Annotated in this window: 18 protein-coding genes; 14 read left to right on the top strand and 4 right to left on the bottom strand. The window is 61.4% G+C overall.

The features are described 5' to 3' along the window. Nucleotides 1–187: 187 nt before the first annotated feature. Nucleotides 188–658, top strand: coding sequence for a DUF1456 family protein (locus FFS30_RS21195; RefSeq protein ID WP_137915182.1), 471 nt, complete (start codon nucleotides 188–190; stop codon nucleotides 656–658). Nucleotides 659–698: 40 nt separating this feature from the next. Here FFS30_RS21195 and FFS30_RS21190 read toward each other — a convergent pair whose 3' ends face one another. Continuing rightward, a complete protein-coding gene (locus FFS30_RS21190) occupies nucleotides 699–1,421 on the bottom strand; it encodes an rRNA pseudouridine synthase (protein ID WP_137915181.1) in 723 nt (240 codons plus the stop codon). A 300-nt stretch (nucleotides 1,422–1,721) separates the two neighbouring features. On the opposite strand from FFS30_RS21190, the gene FFS30_RS21185 reads away from it, so the two are divergent. Both FFS30_RS21185 and FFS30_RS21180 read left to right on the top strand, forming a co-directional pair. Then, entirely contained in the window at nucleotides 1,722–2,312 is a 591-nt protein-coding gene (locus FFS30_RS21185; protein WP_137915180.1) for a hypothetical protein, read from the top strand. A 234-nt stretch (nucleotides 2,313–2,546) separates the two neighbouring features. After that, on the top strand, nucleotides 2,547–3,152 hold the full coding sequence (locus FFS30_RS21180) for a hypothetical protein (protein ID WP_137915179.1): 606 nt from the start codon (nucleotides 2,547–2,549) through the stop codon (nucleotides 3,150–3,152). A 71-nt stretch (nucleotides 3,153–3,223) separates the two neighbouring features. On the opposite strand, the gene FFS30_RS21175 is transcribed toward FFS30_RS21180, so the two are convergent. Further along, nucleotides 3,224–4,711 (bottom strand): S41 family peptidase, encoded by a 1,488-nt coding sequence (locus FFS30_RS21175; RefSeq protein WP_249352580.1) that lies wholly within the window; start codon nucleotides 4,709–4,711, stop codon nucleotides 3,224–3,226. Nucleotides 4,712–4,865: 154 nt separating this feature from the next. On the opposite strand from FFS30_RS21175, the gene FFS30_RS21170 reads away from it, so the two are divergent. Then, complete coding sequence (locus FFS30_RS21170) at nucleotides 4,866–5,660, top strand: hypothetical protein (RefSeq protein WP_137915177.1); 795 nt, start codon at nucleotides 4,866–4,868, stop codon at nucleotides 5,658–5,660. Nucleotides 5,661–5,766: 106 nt separating this feature from the next. Here FFS30_RS21170 and FFS30_RS21165 read toward each other — a convergent pair whose 3' ends face one another. Next, nucleotides 5,767–7,833: an alkaline phosphatase D family protein gene (locus FFS30_RS21165; RefSeq protein WP_137915176.1), complete on the bottom strand. Its 2,067-nt coding sequence runs from the start codon at nucleotides 7,831–7,833 to the stop codon at nucleotides 5,767–5,769. A gap of 619 nt (nucleotides 7,834–8,452) precedes the next feature. Between FFS30_RS21165 and FFS30_RS21160 the strand changes: the two genes are divergently transcribed. From FFS30_RS21160 to FFS30_RS21150, 3 genes are all read left to right on the top strand, one after another. Beyond that, complete coding sequence (locus tag FFS30_RS21160; RefSeq protein ID WP_212742533.1) at nucleotides 8,453–9,529, top strand: hypothetical protein; 1,077 nt, start codon at nucleotides 8,453–8,455, stop codon at nucleotides 9,527–9,529. 121 nt (nucleotides 9,530–9,650) lie between these two features. After that, nucleotides 9,651–10,286 (top strand): Type 1 glutamine amidotransferase-like domain-containing protein, encoded by a 636-nt coding sequence (locus FFS30_RS21155; protein WP_171014774.1) that lies wholly within the window; start codon nucleotides 9,651–9,653, stop codon nucleotides 10,284–10,286. Between the two features lie 151 nt (nucleotides 10,287–10,437). Beyond that, nucleotides 10,438–10,971, top strand: a complete 534-nt coding sequence (locus tag FFS30_RS21150; protein ID WP_137915174.1) for a hypothetical protein — start codon at nucleotides 10,438–10,440, stop codon at nucleotides 10,969–10,971. Between the two features lie 108 nt (nucleotides 10,972–11,079). On the opposite strand, the gene FFS30_RS21145 is transcribed toward FFS30_RS21150, so the two are convergent. Then, on the bottom strand, nucleotides 11,080–11,574 hold the full coding sequence (locus tag FFS30_RS21145; protein ID WP_137915173.1) for a hypothetical protein: 495 nt from the start codon (nucleotides 11,572–11,574) through the stop codon (nucleotides 11,080–11,082). A gap of 228 nt (nucleotides 11,575–11,802) precedes the next feature. Here FFS30_RS21145 and FFS30_RS21140 point away from each other — a divergent pair, with 228 nt between their 5' ends. From FFS30_RS21140 to FFS30_RS21110, 7 genes are all read left to right on the top strand, one after another. After that, on the top strand, nucleotides 11,803–12,870 hold the full coding sequence (locus FFS30_RS21140; protein WP_137915172.1) for a hypothetical protein: 1,068 nt from the start codon (nucleotides 11,803–11,805) through the stop codon (nucleotides 12,868–12,870). 552 nt (nucleotides 12,871–13,422) lie between these two features. Further along, complete coding sequence (locus FFS30_RS21135; protein ID WP_137915171.1) at nucleotides 13,423–14,436, top strand: ATP-grasp domain-containing protein; 1,014 nt, start codon at nucleotides 13,423–13,425, stop codon at nucleotides 14,434–14,436. 142 nt (nucleotides 14,437–14,578) lie between these two features. Further along, complete coding sequence (locus FFS30_RS21130) at nucleotides 14,579–15,073, top strand: helix-turn-helix transcriptional regulator (protein ID WP_249352576.1); 495 nt, start codon at nucleotides 14,579–14,581, stop codon at nucleotides 15,071–15,073. 31 nt (nucleotides 15,074–15,104) lie between these two features. Beyond that, nucleotides 15,105–15,530, top strand: a complete 426-nt coding sequence (locus FFS30_RS21125) for a VOC family protein (protein ID WP_249352575.1) — start codon at nucleotides 15,105–15,107, stop codon at nucleotides 15,528–15,530. Between the two features lie 33 nt (nucleotides 15,531–15,563). Further along, nucleotides 15,564–16,049, top strand: coding sequence for a DUF1801 domain-containing protein (locus FFS30_RS21120; RefSeq protein WP_137915170.1), 486 nt, complete (start codon nucleotides 15,564–15,566; stop codon nucleotides 16,047–16,049). A gap of 202 nt (nucleotides 16,050–16,251) precedes the next feature. After that, on the top strand, nucleotides 16,252–17,169 hold the full coding sequence (locus tag FFS30_RS21115; RefSeq protein WP_137915169.1) for a VOC family protein: 918 nt from the start codon (nucleotides 16,252–16,254) through the stop codon (nucleotides 17,167–17,169). 29 nt (nucleotides 17,170–17,198) lie between these two features. Then, complete coding sequence (locus FFS30_RS21110; RefSeq protein ID WP_137915168.1) at nucleotides 17,199–17,768, top strand: 2'-5' RNA ligase family protein; 570 nt, start codon at nucleotides 17,199–17,201, stop codon at nucleotides 17,766–17,768. Nucleotides 17,769–17,826 lie beyond the last annotated feature (58 nt).

Genomic DNA, 17,826 nt, shown 5'->3' with positions numbered 1-17,826 from the left:
CAGGGAAACGGGTTCAATAGCAGAATCGAGAACAGGGGTCCAAAACAGGGGGCAGAGGGCACTTCCAGAGCGCACTTTCCAATCATGGCGGAACTCATCGGCGTAGACGGCCACCGGCTCCGTGTTTCTGCCGGCACTTCTCTCGGTGCGTTAGACTGCCAGCATTCCCCGACCGCATCTTGGATCGATGATCAACAACGACGTCCTGCGCAGCATCCGTTACATGCTCGACCTGAGCGAACCCAAGGTGATCGAGATCGCGCGCCTGGCCGATTCGTCGCTCGTCATCGAACGCGACGATGTGCGTGGCTTCCTGCAGAAGGAAGGTGAGCCCGGTTACCTCGCTTGTACCGACGAGGTGCTGGCGCATTTTCTCGACGGGCTGATCTTCCACCTTCGCGGACGAGATGACAGCCTGCCGCCGCGACCGGTGGAAAAGCGCATCAGCAACAACGTGGTGTTGAAAAAGCTGCGGGTGGCTTTCGAGCTGAAAGACGTGGACATGCACCAGGTGTTCGCGGATGCGGGATTTCCATTGTCCAAGCCGGAGCTGTCGGCGCTGTTTCGACAAGCCGGCCAAAAGAACTTCCGTCCATGCGGCGACCAGATCCTGCGCAATTTTCTCAAGGGACTGACGCTGCGCGTGCGTGGCGCGTAGGTCCGGCCCATGTCAGGCGCGCACTGGCCTGACGCTCGCCTCAGAAGCGTTCGCCGACGGGCAGACAGCGCCAGGTGCCGACGGGCATCTTGGCCAGCGCGATCCTGCCGATGCGGATGCGCCTGATCGCCACCACGTTGAGGCCAACCTGCGCGCACATGTCGCGCAGCTGGCCGCCTTGCACGCCCTTGATCGCGAAGCGCAGGCGCACCTCGTTCTGCCAGCTGACCTTGCACGGCGCCAGCGCGCGGCCGCCGTAATGCAGCCCGTGGTTGAGTTTGCTTAGGCCATAAGGCGCGATGTCGCCGCTCACCTCGACCACGAATTCCTGCTCGATCTCATCGCCGTCTTCGGTGAGCCGGCGCCACACGCGGCCGTCCTGGGTCAGCACCATCAGGCCACTGGCTTCGTTGTCGAGCGGCACTAGCGGCGTCAGGTTATGGAAGTGGCGCTGGAGCAGGCGCACGCCGGAAGGATCGTCAGGCCAGCGCGTGGCGGCCTGGACCAGTTCTGCGGCGGGCTTGGGGCCGTGGATCGTGTCGAAACCGGCTGGCTTGTGCAGCAGGAAAGTGGCTGGCTCGACGGTGCCGAGCCGTGCGGTGGCATCGAGCGTGACCACTTCGCCCGACACCGGATGCGCCGGGTTTTCGACCACGCGCCCGTCGACCGAAACCCAGCCGCCTATGATGTACTGCTCTGCCTCGCTGCGTGAGCATTGGACGAGGTCGGCGAGGTGTTTTGAGAGTCGAATCGGTTTCGTCATCAGTCGGCGCCAAGTGTGTCTTTGGCAACCAGTGTACCGGTCAGGGGAAGCTGGGGGCCAAAACTGGGATCGGAGTGGACTTTCCCGATTGGAGAAGACCTCTGACTCTGAAGGAAGCGGTTGGAAAAAGGAGTAGGCTCATTACGACGCGAGCGGGACCTCCCACGGTCGTATTCGCGGTCTCTCTAAGGACAGTTGCCTGGCTCTGAAGTGACTCGGTTGCCTTTGGTGCTCGTTAACTCTCGTTCCGGTAGAGTCGGTCCGGCAACGTCATTGCGGTCAACGTATTCCGGAGGCGACATGCTACGCACAAGCAACCTTATCCTTCTCGCCGCCAGCGTTGTGGCGACGTCGGCATGGGCGCAGTCGGCACCGAAACCGCTGAACCTGAGGCTGCCGCCCAACAGCGTATCGGCGCAAACAAACACGGCTGCCACGCCCGCGCCGAGCACCAAGGCGGCTTCGACGGTCGCTGACCCGGCATCAGCTGCATCGGGAACAGCGCAGGCAACAACGCCGGTAACAGTGGCAACAGTACCGGCACCGACAACAGCGACGGTGCAGCCATCGCCGGCAAACTCGACGCCGCCGGACACGCACTACGATGAAGCCGCCAATCGGATTGTAGACGCCGCAGATTCCGCCAACCGGCCCGTAGATGCCGCAGATTCGCGCAAGCCGGCATGCGACGACGCGGCCTACACCCAGCCGCAGGTACATGGCAGTGTCGGTATGGGCGTGGTTGCCGGCAACCACATGAGCGGCAACTACCAGACCGGCAGTGTCCAGGCCTCGAAAAATTTCGGCAGTTGCGATCACCCAACCGGCGGCGTGAGCCTGTCCATCGATGTGGGCCGAGGGAATTTCAGCAACTCGCGCGGGTGGCACTGAGAAAAAGCAGGGGGCTTTGCACCACCCCTAATTTTCTGGACGGTTCAACCAGGCAACTGTGCCTTGTCTAGGGCTTGAACCCGCCCTGCACATTGTTTCGCAAGCGCCATTTTTTTGTTTGCCGTGTCGAACACTCTGTGCTCGTTTGTCGGGAGAGGATAGCGGCCGCGGGGCTACGCAACCGAATGGGCGAGTCGGAGTACACTCACGGGTTGCTCACTCCAGGGGACCCGTATGTCGCTGACGTTGTCCGAACTTCTGCACGCCGTCTTCGAGCTTGGCTTGCCCGTCATGGCGTTGAGCTGGTTGCTGTTTTATCGGTTGTATAGCCGCGGTGAACTTGCACGCGACGGGGACCACAAGTCGATCGATACCCGTCTTAAAGCAATGCGGAAGACGGAGAAGGAATCCCAAGAAACTTCGGACAGCCTGATGCACGCGAAGTGGATGAAGTTCGGCGGCGGATTCTATGGTGTGGCTGCGGCGTGGACGCTGCTCTACATCGAAGTGAGCGGCTTCGTCGGCACCGTACTGCATCCGTCGACCTTACTGAATATGTCCCACAAGGGAATCGGCGATTTCATCGCGCAAAAGATGAGCGGCCAAATTACGACCTTGGTCGATGCGGCAACCTGGTTCGCTTGGTGGCCGGAGAAAGGGCACGGCCCGGTGTTGTGGTTTGCCGTTGCGTACGCGGCATATATCCTCGGACTCAACCTAACGCGCTACGAAACCGGTTTCGGCAGCCGGGTCGTTGAACTGGATTCAAAAGAACGGTGGCGCTCGTTGATCCCGTTTTCAAAGAGCCGCGCCGGAGAAACAAAGCCGGGGTCCGAGTAGACCTTTCTGACGGCGGAAAAGGTCGGTGCCGGCCGGATGCAGAACGCTTGCGCGCTCCATTCTTTGGCGTTTCAATTCTTTGATCCGATCAGATTGATGGTGAACATCAACTCCGTATCGACACCCTTCATGAGGTCATCGATCGTCGGGCCGACCCGATAGTCCGGCTCTACGCCCCTTCCCTTGGTGAAGGCGACGGCATTCACCGTCTTGAGCAACGGTACAGCCACTCTGATCTTCGAATGAGGCAGGACCAGCCTGGCAATGCTGTGCGACGTATTGCCTTCCATGGTGCCGCCGCTCTCCTCGCCGATGAATGTCCCCCTGCCGTTACCCTTCAGAAAATCGGCAACGACCGACGCCATCGAACCTGTAGCGCCATTGATCAGAACATACAGTTTTCCGCTGTAGTGGTTCACGTCCGGTCGCTGCTCATCTAGCAGAGGCATCGACGTCTTCTTCAGCCGGTACATTCCGGAATCCGTCCGCTCGACCGACGATTCGTCAACGGATAAGTCTTTGCCGTTTTGCAGATAGGCGGACACCGGCGGAGAGCCCACGAACTTGAACTCGGCAGATGCAAAGTGCCGATACGGCTTGTTCAATAAGTAGGTCAGCAATTTTTCGCCAGTTCCGTCTCCGCCTTCGTTGTTGCGCAAATCCAATATCAGATTACCCGTGTGATGCGCGTTCAAATCCTTGAATATGCTTTCAAACAGTGCGTAGAAGTCTTGTTTGAAGCGCGCTCTGTGCCAGGGCAGGAAGGAAGCGATGCGCAGATAGGCTATGTCGCTTGCGAGGTATTTGAACTCCAGCGGAGCTTTCAGTTTTACTCGATCGTAGAGGTAGCGCTTATAGTCACTTTGACCTAGTCCCGCTACGACTGCCACGCTTATTTTTGATTGATCCGACCTGTCAATGTATTCGATCCGATAGGAATCGGTATCTTCGACTAAGATTGGATAGTTCAGATCGAAGAGGTTCTCCTCTTCGGTCATGCTGTAGTCTTCCAAGTGACGAAGATCGAAATTCTGAATGTAGCCGTCAGACGGAATGGAGGGCAGCAAGGTGGCGAGAAGCTCTTCGGCCGACCTTCCGTTTATGGAGAGGATCTCGGATCCCGTGGGAACTGCGCTATTCGGTTGCGCCGTCGTAAGGACGTAAAGCCTTCGGTCGATGATCTTCAAAGAAAACGGGAAGTAATGGTGAGTGTCCTTGAGCGAAAGATAATAGGCCTCCGAGGGCCGCGGTATCAGATGCTCGTCGTGCACTCTGGCGCATGTGAGAGCAACAAGCTTATAAAACTCAGTTTCCGTCTCAGGTTTGTCTAACGACCGAAAAGCGTCGTCCAGATATTGGCTCATGATCGAACGGTCGGTGAACCGGTACAGGCTGGGGTAAGTCGTCTCCAAAGCCTTTCGGAGGACGGCATAGTCCTCTTGCAATTCCGCTGGGCTGTATATCGGTGGTTGCCGCTGCCCGGCCTCGATCTGGCCGTTTCCGCAAAGGCCTGCGGCTAGTAGCGAGAGCGCGATGATGTTCCTCTGGATTGAACGCATCAAGTGACGGGCTCCTTGGTCGGCGCGGCATTCGAATGAAACGCTGTGATGATTTTGCCATAGCGTAGCGAACAGGCGGCAGGCCATCGAGAGAGCAAGGACTTTGCGAATGCTGGGTATACTTATTGCCGAAAGCCGATAATCCGACGCCTCGATGGCGATCCCAAGGGATACCATTCCCTCGGGCGCGGACGATGATTTCGCTAAGTATCAAGGGGGAAAAGTGAAAAACTGGAACGGAAAACGGTGGAGACTTTGGTTGCTGGGCTGGTCCGTGGTCTGTGCATGTTCGTCTGCCATCGCTGCGCCGCCCACGGCGAGCGAGTCCGACGAAGTGCGGCGCTCGGCATCGCTGCAGGGCGTCAAACTTTGGGAAGACGCCGCGCCCGCGGATCTCAACGCCGACAGTACCTACCTGCTGCCGGGATTTTTCCACGCCAAAGTCACGCTCGAGAACCTGCGCCGCCGGTTCGGCGCGAAAAATGTGCGCATCGAGAAGGTCAACGGCGCGGAGGGCGAGCAGTTCGACGGCATTGTTTTATTCGGCAATGACCCGCAACGCCGAGCGGAGATTTTTTTCGCCGACGACGCGAACCAGCGCGGCATCGGCTCGATCCGTGTGATCGGCGACAAATCGCGTTGGCATTTCGACAACGGTCTCCGCATCGGCGTCACTCTCGCTGAACTCGCCGCGAAAAACGGTGCCCCGATCAGTTACACGGGACTGGATTGGGACTACGGTGGCGCGATCACCGACTGGCACGGCGGACGACTGGAAGCCATGACCAAAGATTCTCCGCCGAAGTCGGTTGGCCTGAGGCATGCGGAGAATGCTTCGGGAATCCCCCTGGGCGAGGGCACCTACCGCAGCGACGACAAGAAATACGCGAAAGCCTTGTCCGCCCTCTACGTAGGCACGCTCTCGGTCGGCTTCGAGGACCGCGACTGAGGAATTCGATGCGGAGCGATTGCCGTGCGTGCTATCGATCGCCAATGAACAGGGCCGGCTGATGAGCATCGATCTCAAATAAGCCCGACCGCCTTCGGGGATAGTTTCAGACCGAAAGTTTCGGATCGCCTTCGGTGATCTGTTGTTCCAGTTGTGGCGCCTCGCCTTTTTTCCACAGTGGCGCGCGGTGTTTGACGCGATAAACCAGTGCACCGCCATCCGCCGAGGTGTTGCTTTCGACCGGTCGTTGGATGCAGACGAATTCAGTCTCGAACGCGTCCGCACTCGCGCGCACGACCGTGTAGCCGTGCCCACCCATGTCGATGAAGCGCAGATGCGGCGCGTTGTCCGCATTCGATAGCGCGCGCGCTTTGCCGATGTCGCCGCTCTTCGAATATTCTAGACAGCTGCGCACGCCGTGCCGCAACAGCATATTGACCGCGGGCTCCGGTTTGGGCCCGCCGCGATCGGCGACGAAGAGCGGGCGCAGCGGGTGGTCTTTCGGAAACTTGTGCTCCAGGGACTCGACGAGTCCGGGCGCCGAGATCGATCCCGTGACGAACGCGATGCCCACCGGTTCGAATTTCTGAGGTGGCAAGGCTTTCGCGGCAAGACCGGCCCAGAAACTGTGGCGATCGCCCGCGACCGTGGCAAATCCGGTGATGCCCTCGTTCGCGACAAAGTCGTAAATTTGCGCACGCTCGACATACGCGCTGCCGTGATCGCCGCCGCCGAAACCGGCGTAGCCGGCGCCGGGCCAGGGCTTGGTGAGGCCAGTCGGAAGATTCTGCGGATCGGCGCGCCAATCGAGCGTACCCGTCGTGTTGCCCCAGATTTTCCACGTCGCGTTCGATGTTTTGAGCCGATCGAGGAACCACTTTTTCTGCGTGGCGCCGAGGATCGTTTGTGCGGGCTTGTCTTTGCGGAAGTTCGCGATTTCCTTGTCACCGAAGCGAATCGTCGCCGGCGGCTTTCCGCCGTTCGCCGTGTGGCCGGCGTCGAGAATTTCCTGCGCTTCCTGCGGGAACAGATTCGGAAAATCCTTGCTCGTGAAAACATCCGCGCGATCGTCGCCGGTCGGGTCCTCCGAGCGATAACTGCGCTGGTCGGTGATGATGAGATCGATGTGGCGGCCCCAGCGCAGCGCGCGATAACCGGTGAGGCTTGCGAGCGCGGCGAGGTTGTTCGGCTCCTGGCCCAGGCCGTCGTCATCGAAATGATTGATCGGCGCATCGACGACATGAGGTGCCGCGAAACGTTCGAGCGACGGGTTCGGCTTCTTCACGCGCGCGGGCTGGTATTCGAACCATGCCTGCATCGCGGCGACCTTGCGCGTTTGCCGTGGCAGGGTCTTGCCTTCGAATATTTGCAGGCTCTGCCAACCGAGCCAGCTGAACTCGTGGTTGTCCCACATCGACACGAACGGAAAGTACGCGCGCGCGTCTTGCAGATCGGGATCGGCGAGATACGCCCGATAGACGGCGCGATAGTCGTCTACCGTGGTCGGAATATGGAAATCGCCATGCTTCTCGCCGTGCGGATAGCGCACGAGATCGCGGATGCGGCGATCGTAGTAGCCCTGCGGCCGGTCTTCCGGATACCAGACGAGTTCGTAGATGAAGTCGCCGAGATGCAGCACGAAGCCGAGGCGCTCGTCGCTTGCCGCGTGCTGATCGTCGTAGATCATGCGCCGGTAGGCCGTCTGCGGCCCGAGATTCGCGTTCTGGCACGAAACGAAGGCGAAGCGCACCGGACGCGAGTCGTCGAGGCCGGGCGCGGTTAGCGTGCGCCCGATGCGGCTGCCGTTGCCGTTGGCATCGGTAAAGCGATACCAGTATTCGCGCGCGGGCTTGAGGCCGCCGACGAGCACGCGGCAGGTCCAGTCCGCGTCGGCGGCGACGGTGGTTTTCTTGACCGCGACGACATGCTTGAAATCGGCGTCCTCGGCCACTTCGAGATCGAGCGAAACGGGCTGCGCGGCGTTCGTCGTATAGCGTGTCCACAGCATCACGCTGTCGAAGGTCGGATCGCCCGAGGCGACCCCTTCGCGAAACGACTCGCGATGCTCACGCCATTTCGTCCGCGAGGGTGCGGCGATCGCGCGGCTCCAGACGGCAACGGCGCCGAGCGCCGCGGCGCCGGCGAGAAAACGACGGCGAGAGAGTTGCGTCATGTTTGCACTCCGGCGTGGACGACGAGATGGGGAGCAAAAATTTGCACGGGCATTTCCCAAGCGAAGAGTGGATTCGCGCGCCCAAAAAGCCCCGGCGGCAAGCCTGAAGAAAACTTCGCCGAGTTGCCTGTGGCAAGAGTCATGGATGACCGCGCGTGAAGCGATCACGTGCTTGTCGCATGGCCGAATGGTTCCCGTGGATGTGATGAGGCTTGTGAAGAAAAGAGATCAAAAGTATGGAAGTCAGGTTAGGGCGGCGGCGCGAAGTGTCGGCCGTGAACGAAGCGTTGCTTGCGCAAGCGGGCAGCGGCAAGACGCGCATTCTGTGCGCATCGTTTTTTTCGCCGGCATCGCCGATGTCGTCCGCTTGAGTCACGCATGGGATGCACGTAGCGCGCCTGGCAACGCGCCAGCACGCGTGGCGGTTGAGGTCAGGTTCGCGAAGCCGGGATGGAAGGTCGAGATCTTCGTTGCCGCGGTGGCCAGAATCCGGGCCGATACCGCGGTGCCGGTACTTCGCTTGGCGCAGGCTCGATAGCAGAAAATGGGTCCGTCTTCTTCACCGTCGCAATTCACCCGGCGCATGACGGAGGGCCGGCTGTTCCGGTACTACGCGACGATGCAAACCGCGGTGCGTTTGTGCGATATTCGGACCATGACTGCCAAGCGCCGCAAACGACGTGCCCCGCCGATTAGGGCGCTTGCTACGAACGACGCCGGGCCTTCCGCTTCACCGCGGCGCTCGCCCGAGCACACCAGCCAGGCGACCAGGGCGCGCGGCGATGTCGCGCACCTGATCCTGCTTCTCGCGGCGCTGGGGCTCTCGTATCTTTTGCCGTTCGAGTTGTTCGTGCTTTCGTACGCCATACTCGGTCCCGCGCACTATCTAACCGAGATTTCCTGGCTGCACGATCGAAAGTATTTTCTGCCTCACCGGGCGATCGCGGCGGTGCTGTGCGCGGTTGCACTGGGCGCGATGTTCGTCGCGGATTCGTTCTGGTTGGGGCTCATCGTGTCTTTCAGCTTCGTTGCGTGCGCGATCCTGGCGATCGCGCCGACACAGCGGCGCATATGGGCATGCCTCGCGGTCGCCGGTATCTGCTTCGCCGCCGTGGGTCAATTGGACGCGCCGTTCCGGATCGCCTGGATATTGCTGCCTACGCTGATTCACGTGTCGCTTTTCACCCTGCTGTTCATGACCGCCGGGGCCTTGCGCTCGAGAAGCCCCGCGCAGTTCGCGTTGATCGCGGTGTATCTCGCGGCGATCGTCCTGATACTGGCTGTCCCTCCATCGAGGGCGACCGTCGTTCCGGAACTCGGCGCCATCGGCAAGGAATATTTCGGCGACATCGCGCCGGCTTTGGGCTCCGTTCTCGGAATGCCTGATCTGACGTTCAACGCCAGGATCACCGGACTGCTTTCGTTCGTCTACACCTATCACTATCTGAACTGGTTTATCAAAGCCGATGTGATTCGCTGGACTGCGGTTCCAAGGCCGCGTCTTATCGGAATCGCGGCACTGAGCCTGGCTGCCACGGGACTATACTTTTTCAACTACGCCTACGGCTTCATGGTGTTGCTTCTGCTCAGCTTGATTCACGTCCTGCTCGAATTCCCGCTCAACAGCCTGTGCATGCGCCAGTTGGGCTCTGCGGTCGGTGAAAGGTTTCTGCAAAGATCGGCACGAAGCGCATAGGGATGCGATAGATCGCCGACGGGAAGGGCGCGGTTCGTCCGCAAACGAGATCCGCGCAGCGAGCCGATTTCCTCAGCGACGGCATTCGTACGCCTGGGGTCCCGGGCGGCGAAACGCTGAAGTGATCTGGATCGCCGGCGGCGACCAGTCCAGCTACATCAATTTCTGGAAAGGCACGGCCGTGCAAACCGCGTTCAACGCACGCATTGCGCAGGGCGTGCCGGTGGGCGGCACCAGCGCCGGGCTTAATGTGCTCACTCAGTTCGTGTACACCGCGCGGGGCAGCCAAGGTGCGACCAGCAGCCAGGCGCTGGCCGATCCATTCAATCGCTACCTGACGTTCGATCGCGACTTCGCTGCGGTCTGCACGTTGCAAAGCATCATCGGCGACCCGCACTTCGGCGTGCGCGATCGCATGGGCCGCGACGTCGCCCTCCTTTGTCGCGTGGCTGCGAACGGTTGGAGCGGCGCACCGCGCGGTATCGCCGTCGACGAAGCGACTGCGCTGCTGGTGCCCGGTGCCAGCAGCGCCAGCGTGGTCGGCACCGGGCACGTCCACTTCCTGCAAGCGCCGGGACTGCCGCAGGTCTGTGCGACGAAACAGCCGCTGACCTATCGCGATATCGGCGTGGCGCGGATCGCGGCCGGCGACAGTTTCAATCTCGCCACATGGACACGAATGGGAGAGGCGGTTTACTCCGTGTCCGCCGAGGCCGACGTGCCCGGCCCCACTCAGCCTGGCGGGCCGGCGTATTGATCGGGAGCCGCGCGAAACCGCGATAGACGAGTGGTGAGGTGATTAGGTAGCACGGTTCGTCGGATTGATCCGCGCAGCAACTAAACCTTCCCAAACTCCCAGGCATCGAAGTCGAATCCGCTTCAATCGACATGCCGATAGGGAACCGCCGATGACGTTGCGCCTGTCCGTTCTGCTGCTCGCTTTTCTCGCTACTTCCGCCCACGCACTCTACGATCCCGCGCCGAAATCGCCGCTGCCCGACGCGGAGGGGCGCTGGAGCGGCACTCTGACATACCGCGACTACAGCGATGATCGGCGTGAGGTCACTTTGCCGGTGGTGACCAACGTCGCTCTGGTCGCGCCCGACGAGTTGGTCTTTCACAATGTTTACGACGACGGCCCGAAGAAGACCGTGCATTCCTATGAACGCCTGAAGTTCGATTTCGATGCGAAGACGCTGGTCTGGGCGCACGGGCTCGCGGCAAAGGAGGATCGGCGCTATCGCATCGATTCGTCCTCGTCGCAAAGCGGGTTTATCGAGATCGTCGTGACCGAGATTGCCGATGCGAAGGCCGAAGCACCGCAATGCGCGCGCTACACGTTGCGCTGGAGTCGCACGGAACTGAACATCGTCAAGCAGGAAGGGCGGACCTGCGACGCGCTGGCCGTGCGCAGCCGCTCGACGTTTCGGCGCGCGTCCTGATCGTACGAGGCGCGATGCGGTCTGCACCAGGATGTTGTGAAGGATTGCGGTATCGGTTGCCGCAATCCCATTCGGTGCAGGCGCGCCTAGTTGGCTCGTGCTTTCCGCTCAGCGAACGCGCGTGAAGTAGTTCGTGCGCATCACCGGAACGCCGTTGTGGTTGACCGCGGTTTCGATCATCGATTTGCCGTCCGCGCTGACGGTGTAGATGCGCGTCGAAGCGGGCATGCTGCCTTTGCCGAGTCCCATTACGAGCACGTTGGTCGCCGGCATTCTGACCGCGCCGGTATCGGCTTCGATCGTGCTGCCTTGGCTCGGTACGGCGGTGCCGTCGAGCGGATAGGTGCCGTAGGCGTTGATCGTCGGGCCGCCGGTGTTGACGATGTTCACGTCGATCTTCCACTTCTCGCCGCCCGCATCGCTGAATGCGATGGTGACGCTCTTCGGCCGCGCTTCGGGCGGCATCGGCAGGCGCGAGACGTCGACGGCCCAAGTGCCGAGCAGAGGCGAGGGTGCGGACGCTTTCGCGGCGGATGACTCGGCGAGGGCCGCGGTGCTCTGGATGGCGCTGGCGGCAAGAAGAACGGCGAACAGTGCTTTCAAATCAATCTCCCGTTGAATGAGTCTGTTGTGCAAAGCGATGCCGCGATGCCGCGGTGCTGCGCACGGCGGCACGGCTGAGAGTACACTTTTCCCGGCGGTGAGTGGCAGTGGGCGGCGCAAGGGTCTTTCGATCTGCGCCAATCGGTGTCGCGGCGGCGTTGAGTCAGGTTGGCAGAATCATTCGGAGACGCATACGCCTGGCAGTGCCAGCACGGAGGACGAAGCGAAATGCCGAACTCGAAGGACGTCGTGAAGGGGAAAGCCGATCCGGCCGCAACGCAGCCGGTCGATCTCGCGACGATTCCCGAAGCGGCATTGCTCGCGCTGCGCCTGTCCGAGCTGCCGCTGCACATCGAAGGGACGTGGCTCGAGGCGCGCATCGCGCAGCTGTACCGCGAACTTGAAGCGCGCAATATCTCGTTCAAGCCGCGCTGCTATCTGGCCGACGAATGGCTGACGCCGGAAGGCGAGCCGGTGATCGGCATCCCGTTCTATCTCGCGCATCCGCGGCTGATCGAACTGCAGCGCAAGATGATGCTCGAAGCCGAAGGCGACACCGACGACTGGTGCATGAAGCTGCTGCGCCACGAATGCGGTCACGCGCTGACTTACGCTTACGACCTCAACCGCAAGCGCAGTTGGCAGCGCGTGTTCGGTCATTCGTCCGAGGAATATGGCGATACGTATCGCTTCCGTCCGTACAGCAAGAGTTACGTGCGCCATCTCGACTACTACTACGCGCAGTATCACCCGGACGAGGACTTCGTCGAGACATTCGCGGTCTGGCTGACGCCGGGACTCGACTGGCGCAAGAAATACGCCGGCTGGAAGGCGCTCGACAAGCTGCTGTTCGTGGACAAGCTGATGGCAGGCATCGCCGGCAAGCCGCCGCTGCGCGCGAGCGGCCGCAAGTTGTGGAAGGTGTCGGCGATCCGCAGCACGCTCGACCGCTACTACAAGAAGCGCCGGCAGGCCGAGGCCGAGGATTTTCCGGAATTCCACGACGACAACTTGCGCCGCATGTTCGACGAAGGCAGCGCGAAAGGCGAGACGCGGCGGTCGGTCGCCAGGCTGCTGCAGTCGCACCGCAAGTCGCTGCTGACTTCGGTGTCGAACTGGAGTGGCGAGCGGCGCTTCATGGTCAACAAGGTCTACAAAGCGGTGCTGCAGCGCAGCCGCGCGCTGCGCCTGGTCACCGAGGAGGCAGACACGGTGGCGGTGCTGCAGCTCGCGACTTATCTGACGACGCTGATGATGAATTACCGCTACACCACGCGACTGCGGGGGAAGTTGTAGTGTCGTGTACAGCGCATGCCTCTCCGTTCGCCCCGAGGTATCGAAGGGCAAACGGCATGCCGGTGCGACATTCCGAGGTTGCCGCTCGTGGTTCGATACCTCACCACGAATGGAAGGGCTGTCCGGATGGCGATGCTGGTGCGCCGGCTCGCCGATGGATGATGACTAGCTGCCACAAGAGGCGGCTTCGGAAAAGATTCGGCACCTGGTATCGCGCAGATTTTTATCTCGTCATACCGGCGAAAGCCGGTATCCAGTGCCTTCAAAGGCGCTGGATACCGGATCGCGCCCGCTGCGCGGGCCTGTCCGGAATGACGCTTGCTTGTCATAGGGTTCGACGCTGCCGCATACGCCTAAAGAATTATTGCTACACGATGCGGCTTGACGCCGCGGCTTGGGGGAAAGCTTTGGTGTTACGCGCCGCCGGCGTCTCTCCGTTCGCCCTGAGGTATCGAAGGGCGAACCGCACGTCGATGCAGCGCTTCAAAATTGCCGCTCGTGGTTCGCTACCTCATCACGAACGAAAAGATTCTTTCGGATCGGGATGCTGACATGCCTACCCGTGTACTGATGGTGTTCGACCTGCCTTACGCGGTGAAGCCCGACTACGACTTCGCCGCCGAATTCGCTGACCCAGACGGCAGCTATACCGAGAACGACGTCTGGCAGGCGCTGCTCGAATGCGGCTACGAGGTGCGCCGGCTCAGCCTGTTCGACGACGTGCGGCCGTTGCTCGATGCGGTTCGCGATTTCAAGCCCGACGCGATCTTCAATCTCTGCGAGACCTATCGCAACACCACGCATTGGGACAAGAACATCATTGCGACGATGGAGCTGCTCGGCGTGCCGGTGACCGGTGCCAGTTCGAGCGCGGTGTTTCTCTGCAACGACAAAGGACTGTGCAAGAAAATCCTGCGTTTTCACCGTGTGCGCACGCCGCGCTTCCATACGTTCTACCGCGGCCATAAGGTCTGGCTGCCGAAGCGGCTCAAGCTGCCGTGCATCATCAAACCGCTGACCGAGGAAGCCTCGCGCGGCATTTCGCAGGCGTCGATCGTCGACGACGAGGCGAGCTTTCTTGCTCGCGTGAAAATGATCCAGGAACGTATGGAGCTCGACGCGATCGCCGAGGAATACATCGAAGGCCGCGAGCTGTACGTCAGCGTCATCGGCGACCGCGCGCTGCGCACCTTGCCTGCGCGCGAAATGACCTTCGGCGAAATGGCCGAGGACGAGCCGCGCATCGCGACGTACAAGGCCAAATGGGACGAAAAATATCGCAAGCGCTGGGGCATCAAGAATCACTACGCGAAATCGCTCGAAGCGGAACTGCAGAAGCGTATCGACGACGTGTGCAAGCGCGCCTATCGCGCACTCAATATCCGCAGCTACGCGCGTTTCGACCTGCGCGTCACCGCGGCCGGCAACGTCTATGTGATCGAACCGAATGCGAATCCCTGCATTGCCAAGGACGACGAACTCGCGCAGTCGGCGTTGAAGGCCGGCATCAGCTATCCGAGCCTGATCCGCAAGGTGGTCAACCAGGCTTTGCGTCAGAAAGGTTAGGCAGTTTTCGTCGGCGGTGCGTGCGCCGTCGTTGCGAGGCCGTGCGAAGCCGGTGGCTCGAAGTCCGGTTCTTGTCGACAGCTCGCGAAGCTCGGAAACGGGACAACCGGCCCCGGATGTGGAGAACGCTGCTTTCGCGGGAGTGGCAAGTGCGCTTGAGCACGACGATGCGAAGTGGGACGATCTCGCGGTGACCAGTAAACCCGACACTCACTCCCTGCGCGACCTGGCCCGGCTGCGCCGCGTGCGCGACCGTATCGACCGCGAATACGCGCAGCCGCTCAACGTCGAAGCGCTCGCTGCGGGCGTGCATATGTCGGCCGGGCATCTCAGCCGCCAGTTCAAACTGGCTTTCGGCGAATCGCCGTACAGCTATTTGATGACGCGGCGCATCGAGCGCGCGATGGCGCTGCTGCGCCGCGGCGATCTCAGCGTCACCGAGGTCTGCTTCGTCGTCGGCTGCTCGTCGCTCGGCACGTTCAGCACGCGCTTCGCCGAGCTGGTCGGCATGTCGCCGAGCGTCTATCGGGACAAGGCCGCGCAGGCCACGGCCGGAATGCCGTCGTGCGTGGCGCGGCAGGTGACACGACCGATCAGGAATCGAGAAGCGCCGCCCACCGAGACCGATCTAGCATGACGTCTCCATCCACAACCGAGCCCGATTCGGCATGAATACGCAGACTATGGACATCAACATCCACGCGAGTTTCCTCCCGCACAACGACCCGGACGCCTCGCTGGCGTTCTACCGCGACGTGCTCGGCTTCGAAGTGCGCAACGACGTCGGCTACAACGGCCTGCGCTGGATCACCGTCGGCCCGCCCGGCCAGCCCGGCACGTCGATCGTCCTGTATCCGCCCGCCGCAAGCCCCGGCGTGACCGACGATGAAAAGCGCACCGTCGCCGAGATGATGGCCAAGGGCACCTACGCGATCGTGCTGCTGGCGACGAAGAACGTCGACGCGGCGTTCGAGCGGATCCAGGCCGGCGGCGCCGAGATCGTCGAGGAACCGACCGACCAGCCGTACGGCGTGCGCGACTGTGCCGTGCGCGATCCGGCCGGCAATTTGATCCGCGTGCAGCAGCGCGGTTGAATCGACAAACCGAATACGAACGAGGAATTTCTTATGAGCCAACCGGCAAAGAAGGCCGCGGCCAAATCGGTCAAGAGCGGCACCGCGGCGGCTAAGTCGTCGCAGGGTTTTACCGACGACGAACGCGCCGCGATGAAGGAGCGCGCCAAAGAGCTGAAGGCCGAAGAGCGCGCAAACAAGAGCAGGGCAGAGGGCGAGAAAGTCGCGCTTGCGGCAATTGCCGCGATGAAGGAACCGGACCGCGCTCTGGCAAAGAAGGTCCACGCCATCGTCGCGGCCACGGCACCGGGCCTTGCGCCGAAAACCTGGTACGGCATGCCTGCTTACGCGAAGGACGAGAAGATCGTCTGCTTCTTCCAAAGCGCGCAGAAATTCGGCACGAGATACGCCACGCTCGGGTTCACTGCGACGGCGAAGCTCGACGATGGCGCGATGTGGCCGGTCGCTTTTGCGCTCGCGCAGTTGGGCGCGGCCGAAGAGGCGAGGATCGCTGCACTCGTGAAAAAGGCTGTGGGCTAAAGATGCGTTTCATCGCGGATCATTCCCGCGTCGGCGGGAACGATCTTGGCTCAGCGTGCCGCATATCTCGGTGGAGAAAGCGGCGACAAAGCGCAGAGGTAGGCACGCAGCGTGCCTCGGACAATTTTTCGCGCGGAGTGTGTCGAATACGCGCTGCCTGGATCGTCGTCATGATGAAGCCCCCAAATCAGGAGACGTCCTCATGTCGCTCGTAAAGCCGATCACGCCGTGCCTCTGGTTCGATACCGACGCGCGCGAAGCCACTGAGTTCTATTGCTCGGTGTTCCCGGATTCGCATATCGATGTCGCGACCCACATCCGCACCGGGCCATCGAGCGATTGCAATCTGTTCTACTTTCGTCTGTGCGGCCAGCCTTTCATGGCGCTGAGAGCCGGCTCGACGCTGCGCTTCAACCCGTCGCTGTCGTTCCTCGTCAATTTCGATCCGTCGCGCGATGCGCATGCGCGCGAGCATCTCGACATGCTATGGGCCGCACTGAGCGACGGCGGCCGGGCACTGATGCCGCTCGATGCTTATTCGTTCAGTCCGCACTTCGGCTGGGTGCAGGATCGCTTTGGGCTATCGTGGCAATTAATTTTGTCCAATCCGGACGGTGAGCCGCGGCCGACGATCGTGCCGGCGCTGATGTTCACCGGCGATGTCTGCGGCAAAGCCGAGGAAGCGGGGGCGTTCTACCGCTCCGTATTTGACGATTCGCGTGCAGGCTTACGCGTGCCGTATCCGGCCGGCGCCGAGCCCGACCGCGAAGGCACGACGATGTTCTCCGACTTTCGCATCGGCGACACCTGGATCGCCGCGATGGACAGCGCGCATCCGCACGGCTTCGGTTTCAACGAAACGGTCTCGTTCTTCCTGTCGTGCCGCGATCAGGCCGAGATCGACCGCTACTGGGCGCAGCTTTCCAGCGTGCCGGAGGCCGAAATCTGCGGTTGGTGCAAAGACCGCTTCGGTTTGTCCTGGCAGGTCTCGCCGATGCTGGTCGACGAAGTCATGGCCTCGGGCGACTCGGAGCGGATCGAACGCTTCATTCAGGCAGTGATGTCGATGCGCAAGCTCGATCTCGCCAAGCTCGAAGCGGCGTCGGCGGGCACGAAGTAAGGTTCTGCGAATCGATATCGGGAGGCAACATGTCCGTCGCGAGCGCGTTTCCACACAGCGAAAGCATCTTCTTCGGTATTCACGTCCCGATCGAAGTGCAGCACACGATCCGGACCGCCGCGGCCGAGCTGGCGAAGGTTCATCGGATGCCCGGTCGGATATTCGACGGCAGGCATTTTCATATCACGTTGTGCGAGATCGGGCGATTTCATCGCCTGCGTGAGCCGTGGCCAGCCGCACTTCTACGGTCGGCACAGACGGTGAAGATCGAGCCGTTTTTTGTGACCTTGGATCGCGCGACGGGATACGCGAACGGCAGTCGCGGATTTCCCAATGTCCTGCTGCCTGACGAAGAATCGACGAGGGCGTTGCGGACGCTGCATGAGTCGCTGCGTATCGGGCAAGAATTCAACGGTCTGCGTGCGCCGAAACAGTATGCACCGCATCTCACCGTTTCGCGTTCGTCCGAAGCATGGGCTGCTCAAGTATCTGTTGCGCCGATCCGCTGGCGTGTGACTGAATTTGAACTTATCCATAGCCACCATGACGGCGAGCGGCGGCACGAGCAGATGGAATGCTTTCCTCTTGCGGGCGTCTGATTCGCTGGCGAATAGGATAGGGCGCGGGGATTCCGCGATAGCGTGCGCGCAGCGGACT

The sequence above is a fragment of the Rudaea sp. 3F27F6 genome (assembly GCF_005503555.1).
Classification (GTDB): Bacteria; Pseudomonadota; Gammaproteobacteria; order Xanthomonadales; family Rhodanobacteraceae; genus Rudaea.
This window is presented reverse-complemented; position numbering and strand designations above follow the sequence as displayed.